Genomic DNA, 21,171 nt, shown 5'->3' on the forward strand with positions numbered 1-21,171 from the left:
ACCACCGCCGCGACCGCGATGGTCGTCGCCCGGCGCGACGAGGACGACCTCCCACCGCCCGGCGGAGAGGTCGGCGAGGGTGACGTCCGCTTCGGCGAGCACCTCCGGGTGGCCGGCGCCGGCGGCGAGCGCGGCGAAGTCCTCAGTCGCCCGTCACGACGCCGAGTTGCCGGAGCACGGTGGGGTCGGTGATGGTGTCGTCGGCGGCCAGCATGATCGCCTTGGACAGGATCATGGACAGCATCGGGTCGTCCTCGAACGGCAGGTGAAGCCGGCCGGTGCCGCCCCGCGCCGGGACGATGCACAGGTAGGCGTCGTTCGGGTCGATCAGGATGTTGCCGGAGCCGAGGTGTATCCGGTAGCTGCGGAGGTTGCCCCGGACGTGCAGGTAGCGCTCGGACAGCTCCACCCGGTCGGCGATCCGCATCCGCGGCAGCAGCCGGGCCAGCGCGTCCCGGCGGATCTCCGCCGACGGGGTCAGCTCGGCCACGACGCTGCGCTGCCAGTACGCGTGGAACCGGTCCTCGCCACGGTCGGCCCACTGCGGGTCCGCGGCGATGGAGGTGACCCCGACGAACAGGTCCACGTCGCGCATCGCCTCGGTGAACACCATCGGTGGCACCTCGACGACCGGTACCGGCTGCCAGGTCGCCCCGTCGCGCCGCGCGAAGCGCACCTGGTCCGTCGAGCAGTACCGGACCTCGTAGCCGCGTCCGTCCACCTCCTCCACCAGCTGGTGGTGGAAGGACGCCTGCCACAGGCCGCCACCGAACAGCTTGGTCGCCTCGCTCTCGTACCCGCCGTCCCAGTAGCCGAGGTAGCCGGCCTGCCAACCACGAACCCGCATGAGCGCGTTCGCCTGCCGGTAGCGCAGGATGTGGGCGGCGAACCGGTTGGAGTAGACGCGGGTCTCCTCCTCGGCCGGGGTGAGCAGGTAGACCTCCCGGAACGCCTGCTTGAACGGCTGCCGCAGCCCGGTGGCGAGGACGTGCCCACGCCACGCCGCGACCTCGGGCACCGCCGCCCGGATCGGATGCCACAGCCGGACCTCGTCGCCGCGCACGGGCCGGCCGTCGAGGCCCACCACCGCCCAACCGTCGGCGTCGCGCCGGGGCAGGCCGGCCGCCCACCGCCGCCCGTCGGTCCTGGTCTCCCAGAGCAGCCGCCGCCCGTAGGTCCCGGTGACCGGGTGCTCCAGGAACCGGGACACCCAGTCCGGGTACGCCCAGGTGCGCTCCTCGGACAACAACCCCTCGACCCGCTGGCGCTCTGCCGTCAACGTCGCGCCGACGCTCTTGACCAGCTCCCGCAACTGCCTGAGCTGGTCCGCGTGCTCCTGCTTGACCGCGGTGGGGACGCCCTTCAACGGCTGGCCGTCCCGGGCGAAGGTCAGCCGGACCTTCTCGCCCACCACCTCGACCGTCGCGTCGTACGCCCCCACCCGGCGGCGCCGGCGCCCGTCGCGGTCGAGCCCGTGGTCGTCGACCGCCAGCTCCATCACCTCGCTGAACGACCACCCGCGCAACGCGCCGAGCTGGGTCAGCGCCGTGCGGACCCGGCTCTGCACCGCCTTGTTCTTCACCGTCACGGCCAGCCGGGCCAGGGTCCGCACCGGCGCCTCGCCCCGGCGCTCGGCCAGCACCCGCACGGCGGCGATCGCCGTCCGCTGGGCGTGCGGGTAGCCGGGGGCGTCCCGGGGCGCCGCCGCCGCGACGGCGGTCACCCGCGCCAACAGGTCGGTCGCGGCGTCGTCGCGGGCCCGTGACAGCGCCCACACCAGCCCGCGCAGCAGCGGATCGGTGTCCTCGTGCACGGACCGGCCGTGCGCGACGAAGATCTCCAGGACCGCGCGAACGACACCGGGACCGTCCGGTGCGTTCGCGAGGTGCCCGTCGAGCCGGCGCAGCCAGGTCGCCGACGGACCGGGCCGGGTCAGTGCGGCGCAGTGCACCAGCAGCTCCGCCACACCCGGCGCGGCGAGCACCTGGCCCAGTTCGGCGCGGACCCGGGGGCCGAACGCGTCGCCGTCGTGCAGCAGCCAGTACGGCACCCGCCGGTCGACCGCGCGGTCGACCGCCCCACCGATCAGCTGGACGGCCCGACGCCGCGGCTCCCGGGCCACGAAGGGGTCGTTCGTGAGCTCGGTGAGCAGCCCGGACAGCGCCGGTGCCAGGTCGACCAGGTCCGCCGGGGGCAGGCTGACGGCGATCACCGTCGGCAGTTCCAGGTGGACTCCGTTGTCCCAGGCCTCGCCATCGGCGATCGTGTGCAGGCACCAGAGCAGGTCCGCCCGTCGCCAGCGCAGGTCACCGTCGGCGAGAGCGCGCAGCGCGGAGTTCAACCCGAGCGGGCTCGACGCGATCGTGACCGACCGGTGCAGGGCGAGCGCGGCGAGTCGACGCTCCGGCGCCGACCAGGCCATCACCGACGGCCACTCCGGGATCCGGGTGACCGGTCCCCAGCAGTAAGCGGACGCCCGGCGGAGCACCTCCTGGATCCGCGCGCCGGCCTCGGCCAGCCCGGTTTCCACCTGCGTCCGCTCCGACGCGGTCAGGTCGGGCAGCAGGGTCTGCCAGCCGCCCACCTCAGCCGCCCACCAGCGGCACCAGCCGCACGAACGCCACGTCCGGGTCGGCGCGCAGGTCGATCTCCTCGTCCAGGTCGTCGACCTGGTGGTCACCGACCAGCAGCACGAAGCCGTTGCGGGCGAACGCCGCGCAGGCCGCGTCCGCCTGGTTCTCCCAGTCCAGGCGCCGGTCGCGGCCGACCCGGTAGCCGTTCAACGTCGCCTCCGTGTCGGTCGGCTGCACCAGCCCACGGAAGTGCTCGGGACGGTTCGCGTTGAACCGGGCCACCTCCTCGCGGACCCGCAGCCGGACCAGCTCCCGGGCGGTGATCCGGTCGGGCAGGCCCGGCATCGGCCAGCAGTCGATCGCTTTCCCTGTCGCGGTCTCGTCCCGGACCGTCACCGTGGCCATCCGCGCTACTCCTCGTCTCGGTGTGGCCGGCATCATGGCAGCACCGTCCGACGCTTTACCGCCGGTGCGCGGCGGCGACGCCGGACGGGACCCACGACGACCGTGCGCCCGCGCACCGGTGCAACCGGCACCAGCCTGCGCCGACAGCGACGGGGCCCGGGTCAGCGGCGTCGCGCGCGGAGCCGGCGCAGCGCGTACCCGGCGCCGCTGGCCAGGAAGAGAACGCCGCTGACCAGCAGCCAGCGGCCGAGGAAGGGCTGCTGGTCCTGGCCGGTGGCGGCGAGGTAGGTCGGCCGGCCCTGCCGGAGGATGCCGGGCAGGTGGACGAGGAACAGCAGCGCGGCGGCCAGGGCCGGCACCCGGACGTGGTTCACCAGCGACGGCCCGGCCGCCGGGGGGCGAGCGGCGCGCCGCAGCACCCGGTCGGCCAGCGCGTAGACCGGGAACAGGACCAGGTCGTGGGCCACCACGGCGCCGACGAACCAGACCAGCATGCGCCCGGCGGTCGACTCGCCGGCCAGCCGGAGCGCCACCCATCCGGTGACCGCGAAGGCGGTCGCCATCAGCAGCAGGTGCCGCCCGCCGGCGCCGTACGCCGCGCGGAACCGGGACCGCACCTCAGCCATCGGTACGCGCCCGGAACTCGATCTCGCTGACCCACTTGGTGCAGTGCACCCCCGGCAGCGCGGGGACGATGATCCGCGCCGGGTAGCCGTGGTCGGGGGAGAGGTCGGCCCCGTTGACCGTCAGCGCGAGCAGCGAGTCGCCGTCCAGCACCTGGTTGGCCTGCAGGGTCGCCTGGTTGAACAGTCCCGCCCGCTCCAGCGAGCGCACCCGGGCCGAGGTGAGGTCGCCCGCCCCGACCAGCGCGGCGAGATCGCGCAGGCGCACGCCGGTCCAGGTCTGCAGCGTCGACCAGCCCTCCACGCAGGCGATCGGCAGGCGGGCGGTGTGCTGGGTCATCGCCAGCAACGCGGCGCGGTCCAGCGCGAGGGTCCGCCCGCCGGCCCGCAGGGTCACCCGCCACCGTTCCCCGGTGTCGGCGGCGCGGACGCCGGCGGCGACGGCCGTGCGGTTGACCGGGAAGCCGTTCGGCCCCGCACCGGGCTCCCGCCCGCGGGGCAGCAACAGGGCGGTGCGTCGCCACGCCCCGTCGAGGCTCTGACCGACGGTGAGCGCCCCCAGCAGCAGGGACAGGCCGCCGACCAGGCCGAGGGCGCCGCGACGACTGATCGTGGCCGGCCCGGGGTGGGCGGGCACGAGCCGGTCCGGGTCCGGCGGCTCCGGGTGGGTGGCGGCGCGGGAGGTGGTCAGCTCGCGCCGCGGCGGGCGGGACCGCAGCGCGGAGACCAGCCGCGGCAGCTTCAGCCCCACGTGCGCGACCAGGGCGGCGGTGAACACCCAGGCGCCGAAGTAGTGGGCGGTGTAGAAGTCGAATCCGAACAGGTACGCGTACTGGATGTTCAGGAGCCCGGTGGCGATCTGGAACAGGATGCCGCCGACCAGCAGGAGCAGCGACAGCCGTTCCAGCATCTGCGCGACGGAGCGGGCCGGCGGCCAGTCGAACAGCTTCGGGATCACCGACCAGAGCTTCGCCAGCACCACCGGGATCAGCATGATCCCGAGCGTCACGTGCAGCCCCTGGGTGAGCCGGAACAGCCAGGACGGGCGGGTCGGCCAGTCGAACTGCGGCAGCCGCAGCCACCCCACGTCGCGCGGGAAGGCCTGGCCGAACTGCGGGCTGTAGGCGAGGTAGTCGAGCAGCCCGGTGATGATCACCAGAGGCAGGGTCACCAGCAGCACCGCGCCGAACACGGCGGTGAGCCAGGGTCCGCGCAGCGGGCTGCGCCAGCGGCGGTTCGCCGTCGACGCGCCGGGCGGCGGGTGCTCGGCCAGGAAGCGCCACCACCGCCGGGGCCAGCCGTACCCGACCCGGTCGGGCTCGGCCGGCCCGTCCGGAGAGCTGCTGTCGGTGCTCACTCCCGCAGGCTAGAGGGGGCGATCGCGGTCGAGCCCCGGTTGCCCGATTACGGGAGCCTTACCGAACCGGCCGCGGGCGGGACGATGTTGCGAGCTCCTTACGGCCGCGCCGACCCGGCCCGCCGCGGCCTCCGGCCGACCTACCCTGAGGCGCATGCGGGTACTGGTCACCGGCGCGGCCGGGTTCATCGGGTCGCAGGTCGCCGACCTGCTCGCCGACTCAGGGCACGAGGTCTTGGCGCTGGACGCGCTGTTGCCCCAGGCGCACGGCGCCGACCTGCCCGGGTGGTCGCGGCGGCACGACCCGGTGGTCGGCGACGTCCGCGACCCCGACCTGCTCGACCGGTTGCTGCCCGGGGTCGACGCGGTCTGCCACCAGGCGGCGATGGTCGGGCACGGGCTCGACCCGTCCGACGCCCCGGCGTACGCCAGTCACAACGACTACGGCACGGCGGTGCTGCTCGCCGCCATGCACCGCGCCGGGGTGCGCCGCCTGGTGCTGGCCAGCTCGATGGTCGTCTACGGCGAGGGGCGCTACGAGTGCCCCCGCCACGGCGTCGTCCGCCCCGCCCCGCGACGCGCCGCCGACCTGGCCGCCGGCCGTTACGACCCGACGTGCGCGCGCTGCGCCACCACCCTGACCCCGCTGCTGGTGCCCGAGGACGCGCCGCTGGAGCCGCAGAGCACGTACGCGGCCAGCAAGCTGGCCCAGGAGCACCTGGCCGGAGCCTGGGCGCGGCAGACCGGCGGGCAGGTGTGGGCGCTGCGGTACCACAACGTCTACGGGCCCCGGATGCCCCGCGACACCCCGTACGCCGGGGTGGCCTCGCTCTTCCGGTCCGCGCTGGCCGACGGGCGGCCCCCCACGGTGCTGGAGGACGGCCGGCAGCGGCGGGACTTCGTCCACGTCACCGACGTGGCGCGGGCCAACCTGCTCGCGCTCGCCACGCCGCCACCGCAGCCCCTGGTGGCCGTCAACGTCTGCTCCGGTGAGCCACGCACCGTCGGCGACCTGGCCGCCACCCTCGCCGCGGCGATGGGCGGACCGGCGCCGGTGGTCGTCGGCGGCGCCCGCCCGGCCGACGTGCGGCACGTGGTCGCCGACCCGGCCCGCGCGGCCGATCTGCTCGGCTACACCGCGCGGGTCCGGTTCGCCGCCGGGGTGGCGGCGTTCGCCACCGACCCGCTGCGCGAGCCGGCGGCCCTGCCCGCCTGAGCGCCCACCCGTCGACCGGACCGGTCAGGAGACCGTCCAGAGCAGGTGGTTGACCGCGAGCGCGGTCGCCGCCTGCCCGGCCAGCCACCACCGGCGGCTCGCGGCCGGCAGGTGCGCGGTGGCGACCAGCAGCCAGACCGCGAACGGCAGCCAGATCCGCTCCACCTCCGCCTTGCTCAACCCGGACAGGTCCGCGGCGAGCACCACGACCGCCGCGGTCAGCGGCAGCAGCACGGTCGGCCGGGCGGCGACCGCCCGCACGGCGGGCCGGAGCCCGGCGCGGCGCAGCGCGGGCCGGACCGCCACCGCGGCGGCCCGCGCCGCCCGGCGCAGCGCCGGCCCGACCGCGGGTCCGGCGCAGAGCAGCAGCGCCGCCAGGTTCGCCCAGACCCAGTAGCCGTACGGCCGCTCGGCCGCCCACCCCTGGTAGTAGCGCTCCACCACGAGCCGGTAGCCGTCCCACCACCAGAAGCCGGCCACGGTGAACCCGGCCACCACCGCCGCCACCCCGGCCAGCCCGACGGCCAGGGCGGCGACCCGGCCCGCCGGCCGCAGCGCCAGCACCGCCAGCGCCAGCAGGCCGACCAGGACGAAGCCGTACGACAGGTACAGCGCGCAGCCGAGCAGCAGTCCACCGGCGGCGGGCGCCAGCCGGCCGCGGACCGCCAGCAGGGCCAGGCCGGCGGCGACCACGCCGGTGAAGACGCCGTCGGCCGAGGCGCCCACCCACACCGCGCCCGGCAGCAGCACCAGGAACGGCAGCACCGCACGGGCGGCCGGCTCGGCGCCGAGCGCCCGCAGCGCCACCGGCACGGAGACGGTGACGCTCGTGCCGACCAGCACGCAGGCCAGCGCGGCGGCGGTGCCGCCGCCGAGGCCGACCCGGTCCAGCCCGACGAAGAACAGCAGCGCGCCGGGCGGGTGCCCGGCGGTGTGGGTGGACCACGAGTCGGGCTGGAAGTCCAGGATCCGTCCGGTGAACCCGGCCAGCATGGCGGGGACGTCCCGGATCCCGGGCACCTCGTGCAGGTACTCCGCCTGCGGGGTGAGCCGCTCGGTGAGCCCGGCCGACCAGCCGTCGACCAGCGCCAGCGCCAGCGTCCAGGCCGTCGACGCCAGCCAGGCGGCGCCGAGCAGCGGGCCCCAGCGGGCGACCGCCGTCCACCGCACCCCGGACCCGACCACCGCGACGGCCACCAGCACCGCGACCGGCGTACCCCAACCGAGGTGCGGGCGCCAGGTCGCGTAGAGCGGCGCGGCGTCGGCGTACAGGCCCGCGTCGCGGGCGTTGAGGAGCGCGCCGACCGCCACGGCGAGGACCAGCAGCGCCGCCTCGACGCCGAGCACGGTCAGGTCGCCGCGCCACCGGCGGGTCGGCGCCCGCCCGGGCGCGTCGGGCGGCGGCCTCGTGGTCGTTCTCATGCCGACCGGACGGTACGGCGTCCAACGGACCGGTGACAGGCGAACGGCCGGAATGTCACCGTCCGGTAAGAACCGTTCCGGTGGTAACAGATCCGTAAGGCCCGATCTGCCCACCACGGTCCGGATGGCGTCCTAGCGTCGGCGGTATGCCGACACGGATCGACGTGGTGCTGCCCTGTTTGGACGAGGCGGCCGCCCTGCCCGGTGTGCTCACCGCGCTCCCGCCGGGATACCGGGCGATCGTGGTGGACAACGGCTCGCGGGACGGCTCCCCGGAGGTGGCGGCCCGGTACGGCGCCCGGGTGGTGCACGAGCCCCGCCGCGGCTACGGCGCCGCGGTGCACGCCGGGCTGGAGGCGGCCGAGGCGGAGCTGGTCTGCGTGCTCGACGCCGACGGTTCCTTCGACCCCGGCGAGCTGCCCGCCCTGGTCGCGCCGGTGGCCGACGGGGTGGCCGACCTGAGCGTGGGACGGCGCCGGCCGGTCTCGGCCGGGGCGTGGCCGTGGCACGCCCGCGCCGGCACCGCCCTGATCGCGGCGCTGCTGCGGCAGCGGGGCGTGCCGCTGCGCGACCTCAGCCCGATCCGCGCCGCCCGCCGGGACGCGCTGCTCGCCCTCGGCGTCGCCGACCGGGCCTTCGGCTACCCGCTCGAACTGCTGATCCGTGCCGCCGCCGCCGGCTGGCGCATCCACGAGCTGGACGTGCGCTACGCCCCGCGCGCCGTCGGCACCCGCTCCAAGGTCTCCGGCTCGGTACGCGGCACCCTGCGCGCCACCCGCGACTTCGCCGGCGTGCTGCGTACCGTGGGCCGGCCGCGATGACCGTGCTGCTGGTGATGGCCAAGGCGCCGGTGCCGGGCGCGGTGAAGACCCGGCTGGCGCCGCCGGCGACCCCGGCCCAGGCGGCCCGGATCGCCGCGGCGGCCCTGCTGGACACCCTCGACGCGGTCCGCGCCGTGCCCGGCGCGATCCCCGTGCTGGCCCTGTCCGGCCGGCTGGACGACGCCGAGCACGGCGCCGACCTGGCGGCGGCGCTGGCCGGCTGGACCGTGCTCGCCCAGCGGGGCGGCGGGCTGGGCGACCGGCTGGCCAACGCCCACGCGGACGTGGCGGCGTCCTTTCCGGGACACCCCGTGGTGCAGATCGGCATGGACACCCCGCAGCTGACCCCCGCCCGGCTGCACGCCGCGGTCCGCCGGCTCGCCTCGGCCGACGCGGCGCTCGGCCGCGCGGTCGACGGCGGCTGGTGGGCGCTCGCACTGCGCGACCCCCGGCACGCCGCCGCCCTGCGCACCGTGCCGATGTCCACCGCGCGCACCGCGCGACACACCCGGGCGGCCCTCGGCGAGCGGGGGCTACGGCCCGCCCCGTTGCCGGTGCTGCGTGACGTCGACGAGTGGCCGGACGCGCTGGCGGTGGCCGCCGAGGCCACCGGAAGCCGGTTCGCCCGACAGGTGGCGACGCTGCGCCCGCTGCTGCCCGGCGGCCGCCGGTGACGGTGCACGCCGTCGGGCCGCCCACCCGCGACCTGGACCCGGCCACCGCCCCGGACGACCCCGACGGCGCCGCCTTCGCCGCCGCCCTGCGCCGCCGGTCGGGCAGCCACTGGCTGGAGCAGAGCGACGGCCGCCGCGCCCCGCTGCCCGTACGCCGGTGGCACGGTCCGCCCGAGCCGGCGACGGCGGCGGTGGTGGCCCGGTGCGACGGCCCCACGCTCGACGTGGGTTGCGGGCCGGGTCGATTCACCCTCGCGCTGGCCCGCGCCGGACGCAGCGCGCTCGGCGTGGACGTCTCCGCCCAGGCGGTACGGCTCACCCGGGCCCGCGGCGCGGTCGCCATCCGGCGGAGCGTCTTCGCCGCCCTCCCCGCGGAGGGCCGGTGGCACCACGTCCTGCTGATGGACGGCAACATCGGCATCGGTGGCGACCCGGTCGCGCTGCTGCGGCGGTGCCGGACCCTGGCCCACCCGACCGGGACGGTGGTGGTCGAACTCGAACCGCCCGGGCCGGGCCTGTGGCGCGGGCACGCCCGGCTGACGTCCCGGTCGACCGACGGAGTGCTGCGCCGTGGCGGGGCGTTCCGGTGGGCCCGGCTGGACACGGTCGCGGTGCACGACGTGGCCGGGGCGTCCGGCCTCGCGGTGCGGGACACCTTCGCGGCGGGCCGGCGCCGGTTCGCCGAACTCGCCGTGCCGGCCGGACGGATCGGGCGTTAGCCGAGGAAGGCCAGCAGGTGCCGGGCCGTCTCGTCGGGTGCCTCCTCGGGGAGGAAGTGACCGGCCGGCACCGGGCAGCCGGTCACCTCGTCGGCCCACGCCCGCCACACCTCCAGCGGTTGATACCAGGCCGCGACGGGCCCGCCTTGACTCCACAGCACCAGGACCGGGCAGGTGATCCGCCGCTGCCCGCGGTCGGCCTGGTCCTGCCGGTAGTCCAGGGTGGCGGCGGCGCGGTACTGCTCGCAGACGGCGTGGATCCGCTTCGGGTCGCTCAGCTTCGCGACGTACTCGGCGCGGACCTCGGCCGGGAACGCGTCGGGCACCTCGGACAGCGTGTCGAGCATGTGGTCGACGATCACCTCCGGGGCCCGGGCGACGAGTCGTTCGGGCACCGGCTCCGGCGCCGCGAGGAACGACCAGAGCCAGAACCCGAGGCTGAACTCCATGTCGGCGCGGCCGAACGCGTCGCCGGTGGGCACGATGTCCAGCACCGCGAGCCGGGTGACGACGTCCGGACGGTCCAGCGCCATCCGGTACGCGCAGCGGCCGCCGCGATCGTGCCCGACCACCGCGAAGGTGTCGTGCCCCAGGGCCCGCATCACCTCCACCTGCTCGCGGGCGACCGCGCGCATGCCGTACGGGGCGTGGTCCGCGTCGCTCGGCGGGGTGCCGCTGTCGCCGAAGCCCCGCAGGTCGGTGGCGACCACGGTGCGGCGCTCGGCCAGCCGCGGCGCGACCCGGTGCCACATGAGGTGGGTCTCCGGCATGCCGTGCAGCAGCAGGACCGGCGGACCGTCGCCACCCCGGCGGACGTGGACCGTGCTGTCCGTGGTGGCGACGTCCAGTTCCTCGAAACCGTCGAACACGCCGGTTCAACGACGCGACGCCCGAGACGGCGACCCCGGCGCCGATCCCGGGGTGCCGGGGCGCGGACGCCGCCCGGGCGGGGTCGGGCCGGCTCGTGCCCCCGGGGCGGGGCCGCGACCGGCGGGAATCCCGGCAGCCCCCACTACTGCTCATGCGCCGCGTGCTCTACCGTCGGCTTGTGAACCTCGAGCAGCATTGGTGGAACGGCGACCCGACCCCCCGCGGTCGCCGGGACGTGTACATCCGCACCGACGGGCAGCGCTGGGAGGTCCAGGCGCAGATCGGCGGGGCCTCCGGCAAGTCCCGGGTGCAGGGCTGCCCCAGTCGTGCCGCCGCGGCGATCCTGGCCAGCGCCTGGCGGGGCAGCCAGCCGAGCTGGCGCGAACTGCCCACCGACCGGGCGCCACTCGCGTCGTAGCGCCGGTCGGCCCACGGTGATCCGGACCGGCTCGTCGTCCGGATCACCGGGCACCCTCACCCGAGCGTGCGCCGCCGACACGGCGCCCCGGCTCGTGGCCACCGGCCGCTCGGTGGCCAGCACCACCTCGTCGTCGTTCAGTCGTGGTTTCGCTCGGGCGGCACGCCGTGCGGCAGCAGGCTTCGGCGGCGCCGGTGGCCTCGGGATCAGTCCGGCAGGCGCGGCATCTCCGGCCCCGGTTCGCGCCCGAGCAGCACCGCCCGGGTGAGCGCGGTGGATCCGAACCGGTCCCGCACCGCGTCGACCGCGGCGTCGAGATCCGCGCCCGGGTCCCGCTCGAAGGGCAACGGTGGCTGTACGTGCCCGCCGTCCAGGTTGGCCACCGAGACGCCGATCAGCGTGATGCCGCGCCGGTCGATCTCCGGCAGCGCCGCGCGCAGCAACGCCCGGGCGGCGGCCAGCAGCGACTGGGTGTCCGCGGTCGGCTTCGGCAGGGTGTGCGAGCGGGTCGCCCGGGTGTAGTCGGCGAAGCGCAGCCGCAGAGTCACCGTCCGCCCGCTGCGGGTGGCCGTGCGCATCCGCCGGGTCACCCGGTCGACCAGACCGGCGAGGACGGCGTCCAGGTCGGCCGGCGAGTGCGCCGCGCCGCCGAGGGCGTGCTGCGCCCCCATCGACGCGCGCCGGCGGCCCACCTGCACCGGCCGGGGGTCGCGGTTGTGCGCCAGCGCGTGCAGGTGCCGGCCGGCGCCCGAGCCGAGCAGCGAGACCAGGGTCGCCTCGCCGAGCCGGGCGACCTGGCCGACGGTGCGGATCCCCCGCTCGCGCAGCTTCGCCGCGGTGACCGGACCGACACCCCACAGCCGCTCCACCGGCAACGGGTGCAGGAAGGCCAGCTCACCGTCGGGCGGGACGACCAGCAGGCCGTCCGGCTTGGCCACCCCGCTGGCGACCTTGGCCAGGAACTTCGTCCGGGCCACGCCCACCGTGATCGGCAGGCCCACCCGGTGGCGCACCTCGCGGCGCAGTCGCCCGGCGATGTCGGCCGGCGGCCCGGCCAGCCGGCGCAGGCCGCCCACGTCGAGGAACGCCTCGTCGACCGAGAGCCCCTCGACCAGCGGGGTGGTCTGCCGGAAGATCTCGAACACCGCCCGGCTGGCCGCCGTGTACGCCGACATCCGGGGCGCCACGACGATCGCCTCCGGGCACAACCGGCGGGCCTGCCGGCCGCCCATCGCGCTGCGGACGCCCCGGGCCTTCGCCTCGTAGCTGGCGGCGAGGACGACCCCACCGCCGACGATCACCGGCCGGCCGCGCAGGCGCGGGTCGTCCCGCTGCTCGACCGACGCGTAGAACGCGTCCAGGTCGGCGTGCAGGATGGTGGCCTCGGACGACACGAACATATGTTCGCACGGGGGTCGCTGATCCGGCACTGACCTGCCGGAACATCGACCGGTCCGGCCTTCACGGCGCCACCCGGGACCCGGCGGTCGCGCCGCGCGAGCGCCATTCGTCGGCCAGGACGGCGAAGACGAGTTGGTCGGCCCACTCTCCCCGGAACAGGTAGCTCTCGACGTGGCGCGCCTCCTGGCGCATGCCGAGCCGGGTCATCAGGCGGGCGGACGCGGCGTTCCGGGCGTGACACCGGGCGTAGACCCGGTGCAGCCCGAACTCGTTGAATCCCCAGTCCAGCATCGCGGTGGCGGCTTCCGTAGCCAGCCCGCGGCCGCCGTGGTCGGGGTGGAAGACGTACCCGAGTTCGGCGGTGCGGTCGAGCCGGCTGCGCCAGACCAGCTCCACTGTCCCGATCATCCCGGCGTCGGTGGCCACGGCGAGCGTCAGGCAGTCACCCTCCGCGCGCAGCGCGTCCTCGCCCGCCATGGCGACCACCGACGCCCGCGACTGCTCACGGGTACGCGGCTCGGCCCCGAGCATCCAGCGGACGACGTCGGGCCGGCGCTGGTAGGCGTACACATCGTCGAGGTCGTCCAGCGTGACCGGGCGCAGGATGAGCCGTGCGGTGCGGATCGGGTACGTCGGCTGGACCATCAGGCGCTCCCAGGGAAGCCGGGGCCGCCCGGCCCGGTCGACGGCACCGAGCGCACCCTAGGCGACCCGTGGCGCCGGGACGACCGGCAGCGCCGCGCGGTGCGCCGGGCCGGCGATCTCGCCGGTCTGCTCGACGGAGGCGGGGCTCGGGGCGGGCACCACCGCCGTCGCGTGGGCGCCGTCGCCGGTGGCCGGGCCGCCCCGGTGCGGCCGGGGCGCCGCGGCCGCGCTGATCTCGGCGAGCAGCGACAGCAGCTTCGGCACGTCGCCGACCGCCATCCGGAAGGAGCCCCGGCACACCGTGCCGTTCCACAGGGACACCACCACGGCGCCCCGGTCGGGGTGGTAGCTGACCCGCATCGTCCGGTCGTCGCCCCGGGTGTCGGCGAACAGGTCACCGAAGCCGGGCATCGGCAGCACCTCTCCCATGGCAACCAGAATGCAACAATCGGTCACCGGGCGGAAGGTCAGAGATCCTCGAACGGTGCCGCGTAGCGGAACTCGCCGCGGATCGACGGCCGCCAGGCGCTCAACGGGCGGGCCATGAAGTAGGGCGGCCCCCACGGTCCGGGCGGGGTGACGCCGAGGTCCACCGCCGGCCGGAAACCGAAGCGGGGGTAGTAGTCGGGGTGGCCGAGCAGCACCACCAGCGGTTCGTCGAGTGCATCCGCCGCGCCGAGCACGGCGTGCATCAACGCGCTGCCCACGCCGCGCCGCTGCCAGGCCGGCAGCACCCCGAGCGGCCCGAGCCCCAGCGCCACCGGATCGCCGGCCACCCGACCGCGGGTGCACACCACGTGCCCGACGACCTGCCCGTCCGGGTCCGTCGCGACCAGGGACAGCGCCGGCAGCCAGCCGTCGTCCGCGCGCAGCGCGTCGACCAGGGTCGCCTCCACCGGTACGGCGTCGGGCTGGTCCGCCTTGGCGAAGGCGGCGGTGTGCACCGCCCGGACGGCCGCGGCGTCGGCGGGGCTCTCGCGTCTGATCAACACCGCGCCACCATAGGCCTCGTGTCGGCCGGGCGCGACGGGTTTCCGCGCGGGCCGGTCAGCCGACCGCGGTGGCGGAGGGCGGGGCGGAGTGGCCCTGCGGCGCCTCCGCGGTCATCAACCGGACGATCTCCGCCTGGTCGGCCGGCGACGGCAGGCCCCACTCCGGCCGGTACCCGTACACCTCGCGCAGCGGGGTGGAGGCGGTGCGGCCGGCGAGCACCTCGACGGCCTCGGTGGAGATCAGCCCGGGATGTTCCACCCCGCACGCCTCGGCCACCTTCACCAGGTCCCGGCGCAACGTCCGGACGTAGTTCGCCGCGCGCACCGACTTCAGGGCCGGATCCAGGCCCCGGGCGAGCCAGGCGTTCTGGGTGGCGACGCCGGTCGGGCAGGTGTCGGTGTGGCACTTCTGCGCCTGGATGCAGCCGATCGCCAGCATCGCCTCCCGGCCGACGTTGACCAGGTCGCAGCCGAGCGCGAAGGCCACCACGGCGTTGTCGGGCAGGCCGAGCTTGCCGGCGCCGACGAAGGCCACCTGCTCGTGCAGGTCCCGCTCGGCGAAGACCCGGTAGACCCGGGCGAATCCCTGCTGGAAGGGGAGCGACACCGAGTCGGTGAAGATCAGCGGCGCGGCGCCGGTGCCGCCCTCGCCGCCGTCGACGGTGACGAAGTCGACGCCCCGGCCGGTGTCGCGCATCAGCGTGGCCAGCTCCGCCCAGAAGTCGAGGTCGCCCACCGCGGACTTGATGCCGACCGGCAGCCCGGTCTCGGCGGCCAGCAGCTCCACCCAGTCGAGCAGGCTGTCGCAGTCGGAGAACTCGGCGTGCCGGGACGGGCTGACGCAGTCCTGCCCCTCCGGGACGCCCCGGGTGGCGGCGATCTCCGCCGATACCTTGGCACCCGGCAGCAGCCCGCCGAGGCTGGGCTTCGCGCCCTGGCTGAGCTTCACCTCCAGCGCCCGCACCGGCGCGCCGGCCACCAGGTCCTTGAGCCGGTCCAGGCTGAACCGGCCGTGTTCGTCGCGGCAGCCGAAGTACGCGGTGCCGATCTGGAAGACCAGGTCACCGCCCTTGCGGTGGTACGGCGACAGCCCGCCCTCGCCGGTGTTCTGCAGGCAGCCGGCCAGCGCCGCGCCCCGGTTCAGCGCCTCGACCGCGTTGCCGGACAGCGACCCGAAGCTCATCCCGGAGATGTTCACCACCGACTCCGGCCGGAAGGCGCGGGCCCGGCCCCGCGCGGCGCCGAGCACCTTGGCGCACGGCAGCCGTACGTCGTGCCCGGCCGCCGGCGCGGACGGCGGCACCGCCCGGCCGAACGTGCGGTGCTTGATGATCGGGTAGCCGGGGGTGAACTCGATGTCGTTGTCGGTGCCGAAGCCGAAGTAGTTGTTCTGCCCCTTCGCCGACGCGTACACCCAGCGCCGCTGGTCCCGGGTGAACGGCCGCTCCTCGTTGTTGCCGGCCACGATGTACTGGCGCAGCTCCGGCCCGATCGCCTCGAGCAGGTAGCGGGCCCGCCCGAGCACCGGAAAGTTGCGCAGCAGCGCGTGGTCGCGTTGCAGGAGATCCCGCGCGGCCAGCGCGGCGACGGCGGCGGCGACGGCGGGTACGGCTCGACTGGCCCACTTCATGCCCGCCACTCTTTCCGGGATCGCGGCCGGTCAAACGGCCCGGCGTGCCCGGGTCAGCCGCCGCTCGGGTGGCGGCGGACAACCAGCACGGCGATGTCGTCGGTGGGGCGCTCGACGCCGAAGCTGCTCATGATGGTGGCGCACACCTCCTCGGCCGGCGCCGGCCGGACCGCACCGATCAGCTGCTCGACCCCGGCGTCGATCACCTCGCCGCGCCGCTCCACCAGCCCGTCGGTGTAGCAGACCAGCACGGCGCCGGGCGGCAGCCGCACCGCGGTCTGCTGGCGGGGCGGCGGCCGCCGGCCGGTGCCCAGCGGGGGGTCGACGTGCGCCGTCACCAGGGTGGCCGGCACATCGGGAGCGGCGAGTACGGGCAGTAGGTGCCCGGCCACGGAGAGGTGGATGGTCGACCGGTCAGGGGAGATCATCCCGTAGAGCGCCGTGGTCAGGCTGCCCGCCTCGAAGTGGCTGACCTTGCGGTCGAGGAGGGTCAGCGCCTCCGCCGGCTCGTCGCAGACCAGCGCGTACGCGCGCAGCGCGCTGCGGACCCGGCCCATCACCACCGCGGACTGCAGCCCGTGGCCCGACACGTCGCCGATGACCAGTCCGAGCCAGCCCGACGGGAGGGTGAACACGTCGTACCAGTCGCCGCCGATGCCGGCGACGTGGCCGGGCACGTACCGGGCGGCCATCTCGAGCCCCGGCACCTCGGGCAGCCGGGTGGGCAGCAGGCTGCGTTGCAGGGCGAGGGCGGCGTTGTGGTCCAGGTTGTCGGAGCGGGCCAGGCTGGCCAGGCTGGCCCGGTCGGCGACCAGCTCCAGCAGGCGTACGTCGTCGTCGGTGAAGCTGCGCGGTTCCAGCGTCCCCACGTGCAGCACGCCGATGAGCTGACCCCGGGCGAACATCGGCACGCCGAGCAGGGACCGCAGCCCGATCTCCAGCAGGATCGGGTTGACCACCTCGGCCGGGGTGACATCCGCGATCCGCACGGGCCGCTGGGTCAGCGCGATCCGGCCGGCGAACCCCCGGCCGATGGAGACCCGGAAACCCTGCCGGACCTCCTCCTCCAGCCCCTTGGCCGCGGTGGCCACCAGCTGCCGCGCGTGCGCGTCCAGCAGCAGGATCGCGGCGGTGTCGACGCCCAGCAGGTCCCGGACTCGCTCGAGCAGTTCGTCGAACAGGTCGGCGACGTCGAGCCGGGACAGCGTTGCGTCCGTCACCGCCTCGATGCGGCGCAGCCGCTCGTCGTCCCGGATGAGCCCTGTGTCGACCACGAAAGGATCCTAGTCTCGCGGCATTACGGCGACGCCTCTGACCTGCTGCGCCGGGAGCCGCGAGGGCCCGGCGGGCGGGTTCACGGCAGGGCGAGCACCGCCACGTGCCCCAGGTGGTCGGAGGCCCAGCGGCCCTCCGGCGTCCGCCGGTCGGTGCCGAAGACCTCGCTGGCCACCGGCACCACCGGGCCGCGGACCAGCACCATGTCGATCCGGTGCTCGACGTCGTCGGCCGGCTCGGTCAGGTCGTCGCCCAGGCCCGCGGTGTAGCCCGGGTCGCCGGGGTGCAGGATCGGCCAGGTGTCGACCAGACCGCCGGCGACCAGCGTGAAGTACGCGAGCCGGTTCGCCGGCACCGGCAGTTCGGGCCCGGTGTTGAGGTCGCCGATCAGGACCACCCGGCCCGGGACGGCCAGCGGTCCGCGCAGCAGTTCCTCGGCCTGCAGCACCCGGACGCCGGGGTGGAACGCCTCCAGGTGGGTGTTCACCACGCGGAAGGCGCGCCGGCCGTGCACCACGTCCACCGCCGTCCAGCCCCGGGTGCTGGTCACGCTGCCGCCGGTGGCCGGTAGCCGGGTCACCATGTTGTTGCCGAAGTTCCCCGAGGACGTCCCGGTCACCTTCACCCGGCCGCCGTGGCGGACCAGCATGACGTCCCGCATGGTGAGTCGGGCGTCCACAGTGTGCGGTGCCCCGGCCGGTGCCTCCAGGTCCGCCTCGTCCTGCACCACGGCCACGTCGTAGCGGTGGCCGGCGGCGTTCAGCTCGGCCATCAGCAGCGTGAGGTAGTCGTAGCGGACGGTGGTGGCGGGTGCCGGGTCGCCGAACGGGCCGGTCCGCCAGAGCGCCACCTCCTGCAGGCCGACCAGGTCGGGCCCGTGCTCGCGGATCTCCGCCGCGATCAGCTTCGCCCGGGCCGGGAAGTCGACCAGGTCGACGTGACTGAGCAGGGCCGCGTTGGCGGCCAGGAACGCCGGCAGGCTCGGCGCGGTCATCGACGGGGTGAGATCGCCGCCGAGGTAGAGGTTCCGGGTCATCACCGTGATCTTGGCGCCCGGTTGCGCCTGGGCGGGCGGGGCGACCAGGCTCAGGCCGGCTGCCACCAACGCGGCGGCGGTGAGCAGCCGGGTCAGTCGGTGCAGGCGTGCCGAAACGTCCATCTCGCCGGTCCTCTCCTCGCCGGAGATCCGCGTAGCGGAAGCCTGCCGTACGGTAGCGCCAGGAGGGCCCTCTCGGATACGCCCGATCGGCCGGGTCTGCGGAATCGTCCCGCGGCAGGCGGTAACCGGCGGAGGTCGCCCAGAGTGTGGCGCAGCGGACCATCGCAACGTCCGGTAGCCGCTGGCGCCCACCGAGGTGCGGCACCGCCCCGGCGGCGGACGGCGCGGTCGGTCAGCCCTGGGGCTGGTTGATGTTCACCAACCACCCGATGCCGAACCGGTCCACGCACATGCCGAACTCGTCGCCCCACATCTGCTTCTCCAGCGGGACGCTCACCGTGCCGCCGACGCAGAGCTTGTCCCAGTAGCCGCGCAGCTCGTTGGCGTCGTCGCCGCTGACGCTCACCGAGACGTTGTTGCCGGGGACGTGCTCCATGCCGGGGGCGGTGTCCGAGGCCATCACGGTGTACCCGGCCGGCGTCTCCAGCATGCCGTGCATGACCTTGTCGGCCAGCGTCGGATCGTCGGTGCCGAACTCCGCGAAGGTGCTCAGCGTCAGGTCCCCGCCGAAGACCTGCTGGTAGAACTCCATCGCCTCGCGGGCGTTGCCGTCGAAGCTGAGGTACGGGTTGAGTCGCGACGTCACGGCACCCTCCTTGGTCCTGACCAGGGGCCATCGTCGCAGACGGCCCGGTGCCGGACAACGAGACTCGCCCATCGCTCACCCGGAGGCGGTGGGGGTGGCCCGGCCACCCCCACCGCGGGCCGGCGTCGTCAGGCCTTCCGGTACGACTGGCGGACCGAGCCGCCGACGAGTACGCACCAGGTGCTGGTGGTGAGCTTGCCGTCCTCGGGCAGGTTGTGCAGGGACTGGAGCTCCTTGACCGCCTTCTTGGTCGCGTAGTCGTACTCGCCGGTGACGGCGACCTCGGCCCACCCCTTGAAGTTCAGCATGAACTGCACCGCGCTGACCGGGATGCCGCTGGCGTCCTTGTCCAGCTCCGGCGCCAGGGTCTCCCAGGTCTGGGTGGTGAGGGTGGCGTCCACGTCGACCGGGATGTCGTTGCGGAACTGCCAGTCCTGCACGGCCGCCACGGTCGCCGCGTCGAAGACGCTGTTCACCGGCACGGTGTAGCCGCGGTGGGCCAGCAGGTACTGCACCACCCGCACCGACGGCGAGCCGACGAACCGCCAGAGGTCCGGCCAGCGGCGGGCCGGCACGTCCGCGAGGTCGGTGCCGAGCTCCCGGAAGACCCGCCGGCGCAACATCGGGAACTGCCGGTAGAACGCCGCGCCCGGGCACAGCGTGGTGCGGAAGTCCCAGTGACCGAAGATGTCGTGGGCCTTGAGGCCGTACTGCCGGCAGATCGTGGTGCAGAGTTTGACCAGCGAGTCGAGCAGAGCCTCCGGCGGCGTCTCGGTGACGTAGGTGCCCTCGTTCTCGATGCCGATGGCCCGGCCGTTCTCGCCCGGGCAGTGCGCCGAGATCATCTGCCGGTCGCCGGCCTGGAGGCGCTCCAGGCTGCCGCGCCGGCCCTCCAGGACGTAGCCGCCCCGGCTGATGGTGAAGTGCTGGCCGGTGTCGGACCAGCCGTTGCCGTCCATGTGCAGGTTCTGGCAGTCGCGGGCGAGCTTGATCGCCTGCGCCTCGGAGTAGTCGGTGACGTTCGGGAACGCCATGTGGTGCACGATGATCTTGTTGGTGGGGATGGCGCTGACCGACAGCGGGTCGGCCGGCGGGCGCGCCCCCCACTCGTCGCAGCTGTAGATCCAGTCCAGGTCCGCGCCCGGGTCGGCCTGCGCGGCCGCCGGGAAGGCGAGTTCGCTCCCGACGACCGCCACGGTGGCGGCGCCGAGACCGGCCCGCAACAGGGTGCGACGGTCCAGTTCGGAATGGTCGACGTGCATGGCATCTCCTCTGCGGCCGACGGGGGAAGGGCGGAGCGGGTGAAAAGTAGCTCCAGAGGCCGCGCGTCGTGTGGAGGATATTGCCAACACTCCGGCCCGCGCTAGAGGTCAATCACCGCCGGTGTCGCCGGCACCGTCCGCCCTGGACCGACGACACCTGGGGCGCCCCGGCCGTACGTCGGCCGCGCGCCTCACTCCTCGATCGCGCCGCCGACCCGGCGCAGGTGCCGCCGGAACGTGTAGGAGGGATCCTCGTCGCGCCGGGCCAGGTACTCGTCGAACGCGGTCTGCTGGCGCAGCGTCTCGCCGGCGCGGATCCGGGCGGCCTGGGTCCGTTCGGTCCGCCGGATCCGCGTCGCGGTCGCCGCGATCTCCCCGGCGCGGGCGGCGGGCAGGAAGAGCACCCCGTCGTCGTCGGCGCAGACCAGGTCGTCGACGGCGACCAGGTGCGGGCCGATCCGCGCGCTGGTCAGCGTCTCCGGGTCGCGACCGTCCAGCCGGGTCGGCCCGAGCGGGCAGCTGCCGTAGCTGAACACCGGCAGGCCGATCTCCACCAGCTCCGCGGTGTCCCGGTGCAACCCCCACACCACCAGGCCGGCGACCCCGGCCGACGCGGCCTCCAGCACCGCCAGGTCACCGACGCACGCCTCGTCCGTCCGGCCGCCGTTGTCGATCACCAGCACGTCGCCCGGCGCGGCGGAGCCGAACGCCTCCAGGAACACGTCCACGCTGCCGTGGTGCCGTACCGGCAGCACCCGGCCGGCCACCCGCTGACCCGACACGACCGGCCGGACACCCACGGGCGCCGCCCGCAGCGGCACGTCCAGCCGTACGCAGGCGTCGGCGAGCAGCGGCGTGGGCAGGTCGGCGATGTGCTCCACCATGGCGTCCTCCGGGTGACTCTGGACCGTGGGCCGCCATCGTAGGGACGCCGACCGGCGGGCCAACCAGGTCCAATCCCGATCGGCTGGCCCGCGCCCGGCCGCGACGTGCTCCGGTTGCGGCACTCGGCGATCACCGCGGCGGGCGCCGGCACGCGCCCAGCACAGAGGACAGTTGACAG

General features: G+C 75.2%; 21 protein-coding genes. 5 read left to right on the plus strand and 16 right to left on the minus strand.

Annotated elements, in window-relative coordinates; genetic code table 11:
- Positions 1–142: 142 nt before the first annotated feature.
- The 4 genes from AC1WTP_RS20075 to AC1WTP_RS20090 all read right to left on the minus strand — a co-directional run bounded on the left by AC1WTP_RS20075 (position 143) and on the right by AC1WTP_RS20090 (position 4,958).
- Positions 143–2,584, minus strand: coding sequence for a DUF4132 domain-containing protein (locus AC1WTP_RS20075; RefSeq protein WP_481650793.1), 2,442 nt, complete (start codon positions 2,582–2,584; stop codon positions 143–145).
- A 1-nt stretch (position 2,585) separates the two neighbouring features.
- Entirely contained in the window at positions 2,586–2,978 is a 393-nt protein-coding gene (locus AC1WTP_RS20080; RefSeq protein ID WP_481650794.1) for a hypothetical protein, read from the minus strand.
- Between the two features lie 161 nt (positions 2,979–3,139).
- Positions 3,140–3,604, minus strand: coding sequence for a hypothetical protein (locus AC1WTP_RS20085; RefSeq protein ID WP_481650795.1), 465 nt, complete (start codon positions 3,602–3,604; stop codon positions 3,140–3,142).
- Positions 3,597–4,958, minus strand: coding sequence for a molybdopterin-dependent oxidoreductase (locus AC1WTP_RS20090; RefSeq protein WP_481650796.1), 1,362 nt, complete (start codon positions 4,956–4,958; stop codon positions 3,597–3,599). Before AC1WTP_RS20090 ends, AC1WTP_RS20085 begins: the two co-directional genes overlap by 8 nt.
- Positions 4,959–5,112: 154 nt before the next feature.
- On the opposite strand from AC1WTP_RS20090, the gene AC1WTP_RS20095 reads away from it, so the two are divergent.
- Positions 5,113–6,174 (plus strand): NAD-dependent epimerase/dehydratase family protein, encoded by a 1,062-nt coding sequence (locus tag AC1WTP_RS20095; protein WP_481650797.1) that lies wholly within the window; start codon positions 5,113–5,115, stop codon positions 6,172–6,174.
- Between the two features lie 24 nt (positions 6,175–6,198).
- On the opposite strand, the gene AC1WTP_RS20100 is transcribed toward AC1WTP_RS20095, so the two are convergent.
- The gene (locus AC1WTP_RS20100; RefSeq protein WP_481650798.1) at positions 6,199–7,596 is read right to left on the minus strand and encodes a hypothetical protein; all 1,398 of its coding nucleotides are present in this window, start codon (positions 7,594–7,596) and stop codon (positions 6,199–6,201) included.
- Between the two features lie 146 nt (positions 7,597–7,742).
- Between AC1WTP_RS20100 and AC1WTP_RS20105 the strand changes: the two genes are divergently transcribed.
- The 3 genes from AC1WTP_RS20105 to AC1WTP_RS20115 are packed head-to-tail and all read left to right on the plus strand — an operon-like array spanning position 7,743 to position 9,810.
- Positions 7,743–8,417: a glycosyltransferase family 2 protein gene (locus AC1WTP_RS20105; RefSeq protein ID WP_481650799.1), complete on the plus strand. Its 675-nt coding sequence runs from the start codon at positions 7,743–7,745 to the stop codon at positions 8,415–8,417.
- Entirely contained in the window at positions 8,414–9,091 is a 678-nt protein-coding gene (locus AC1WTP_RS20110; RefSeq protein ID WP_481650800.1) for a TIGR04282 family arsenosugar biosynthesis glycosyltransferase, read from the plus strand. Before AC1WTP_RS20105 ends, AC1WTP_RS20110 begins: the two co-directional genes overlap by 4 nt.
- A complete protein-coding gene (locus AC1WTP_RS20115) occupies positions 9,088–9,810 on the plus strand; it encodes a class I SAM-dependent methyltransferase (protein ID WP_481650801.1) in 723 nt (240 codons plus the stop codon). Before AC1WTP_RS20110 ends, AC1WTP_RS20115 begins: the two co-directional genes overlap by 4 nt.
- On the opposite strand, the gene AC1WTP_RS20120 is transcribed toward AC1WTP_RS20115, so the two are convergent.
- Positions 9,807–10,679, minus strand: coding sequence for an alpha/beta fold hydrolase (locus AC1WTP_RS20120; RefSeq protein ID WP_481650802.1), 873 nt, complete (start codon positions 10,677–10,679; stop codon positions 9,807–9,809). The two genes, AC1WTP_RS20115 and AC1WTP_RS20120, sit on opposite strands and share 4 nt — an antisense overlap.
- Positions 10,680–10,858: 179 nt before the next feature.
- Here AC1WTP_RS20120 and AC1WTP_RS20125 point away from each other — a divergent pair, with 179 nt between their 5' ends.
- On the plus strand, positions 10,859–11,098 hold the full coding sequence (locus AC1WTP_RS20125) for a hypothetical protein (protein ID WP_447137515.1): 240 nt from the start codon (positions 10,859–10,861) through the stop codon (positions 11,096–11,098).
- Positions 11,099–11,304: 206 nt separating this feature from the next.
- Here the strand turns inward: AC1WTP_RS20125 and dinB are convergent, their stop codons facing one another.
- From dinB to AC1WTP_RS20175, 10 genes are all read right to left on the minus strand, one after another.
- Complete coding sequence (dinB, locus tag AC1WTP_RS20130; RefSeq protein WP_481650803.1) at positions 11,305–12,492, minus strand: DNA polymerase IV; 1,188 nt, start codon at positions 12,490–12,492, stop codon at positions 11,305–11,307.
- A 67-nt stretch (positions 12,493–12,559) separates the two neighbouring features.
- Positions 12,560–13,144 carry a GNAT family N-acetyltransferase gene (locus tag AC1WTP_RS20135; protein ID WP_481650804.1) on the minus strand — a complete coding sequence of 195 codons (585 nt, stop codon included), beginning with the start codon at positions 13,142–13,144 and terminating at the stop codon, positions 12,560–12,562.
- Between the two features lie 57 nt (positions 13,145–13,201).
- Positions 13,202–13,573 (minus strand): hypothetical protein, encoded by a 372-nt coding sequence (locus tag AC1WTP_RS20140; protein ID WP_481650805.1) that lies wholly within the window; start codon positions 13,571–13,573, stop codon positions 13,202–13,204.
- 38 nt (positions 13,574–13,611) lie between these two features.
- Positions 13,612–14,136 carry a GNAT family N-acetyltransferase gene (locus tag AC1WTP_RS20145; RefSeq protein ID WP_481650806.1) on the minus strand — a complete coding sequence of 175 codons (525 nt, stop codon included), beginning with the start codon at positions 14,134–14,136 and terminating at the stop codon, positions 13,612–13,614.
- A gap of 55 nt (positions 14,137–14,191) precedes the next feature.
- Positions 14,192–15,766 carry a glutamate synthase-related protein gene (locus tag AC1WTP_RS20150; RefSeq protein WP_481650807.1) on the minus strand — a complete coding sequence of 525 codons (1,575 nt, stop codon included), beginning with the start codon at positions 15,764–15,766 and terminating at the stop codon, positions 14,192–14,194.
- Positions 15,767–15,819: 53 nt separating this feature from the next.
- Positions 15,820–17,040: a PP2C family protein-serine/threonine phosphatase gene (locus tag AC1WTP_RS20155; RefSeq protein ID WP_481650808.1), complete on the minus strand. Its 1,221-nt coding sequence runs from the start codon at positions 17,038–17,040 to the stop codon at positions 15,820–15,822.
- Positions 17,041–17,120: 80 nt separating this feature from the next.
- The gene (locus AC1WTP_RS20160) at positions 17,121–18,200 is read right to left on the minus strand and encodes an endonuclease/exonuclease/phosphatase family protein (protein ID WP_481650809.1); all 1,080 of its coding nucleotides are present in this window, start codon (positions 18,198–18,200) and stop codon (positions 17,121–17,123) included.
- A 232-nt stretch (positions 18,201–18,432) separates the two neighbouring features.
- Positions 18,433–18,846, minus strand: coding sequence for a VOC family protein (locus AC1WTP_RS20165; protein ID WP_481650810.1), 414 nt, complete (start codon positions 18,844–18,846; stop codon positions 18,433–18,435).
- A gap of 128 nt (positions 18,847–18,974) precedes the next feature.
- Complete coding sequence (locus AC1WTP_RS20170) at positions 18,975–20,108, minus strand: peptidoglycan recognition protein family protein (protein ID WP_481650811.1); 1,134 nt, start codon at positions 20,106–20,108, stop codon at positions 18,975–18,977.
- A 191-nt stretch (positions 20,109–20,299) separates the two neighbouring features.
- Complete coding sequence (locus AC1WTP_RS20175) at positions 20,300–20,992, minus strand: RraA family protein (RefSeq protein WP_481650812.1); 693 nt, start codon at positions 20,990–20,992, stop codon at positions 20,300–20,302.
- Positions 20,993–21,171: the final 179 nt, after the last annotated feature.

It is taken from the genome of Micromonospora sp. R311, from assembly GCF_056780015.1.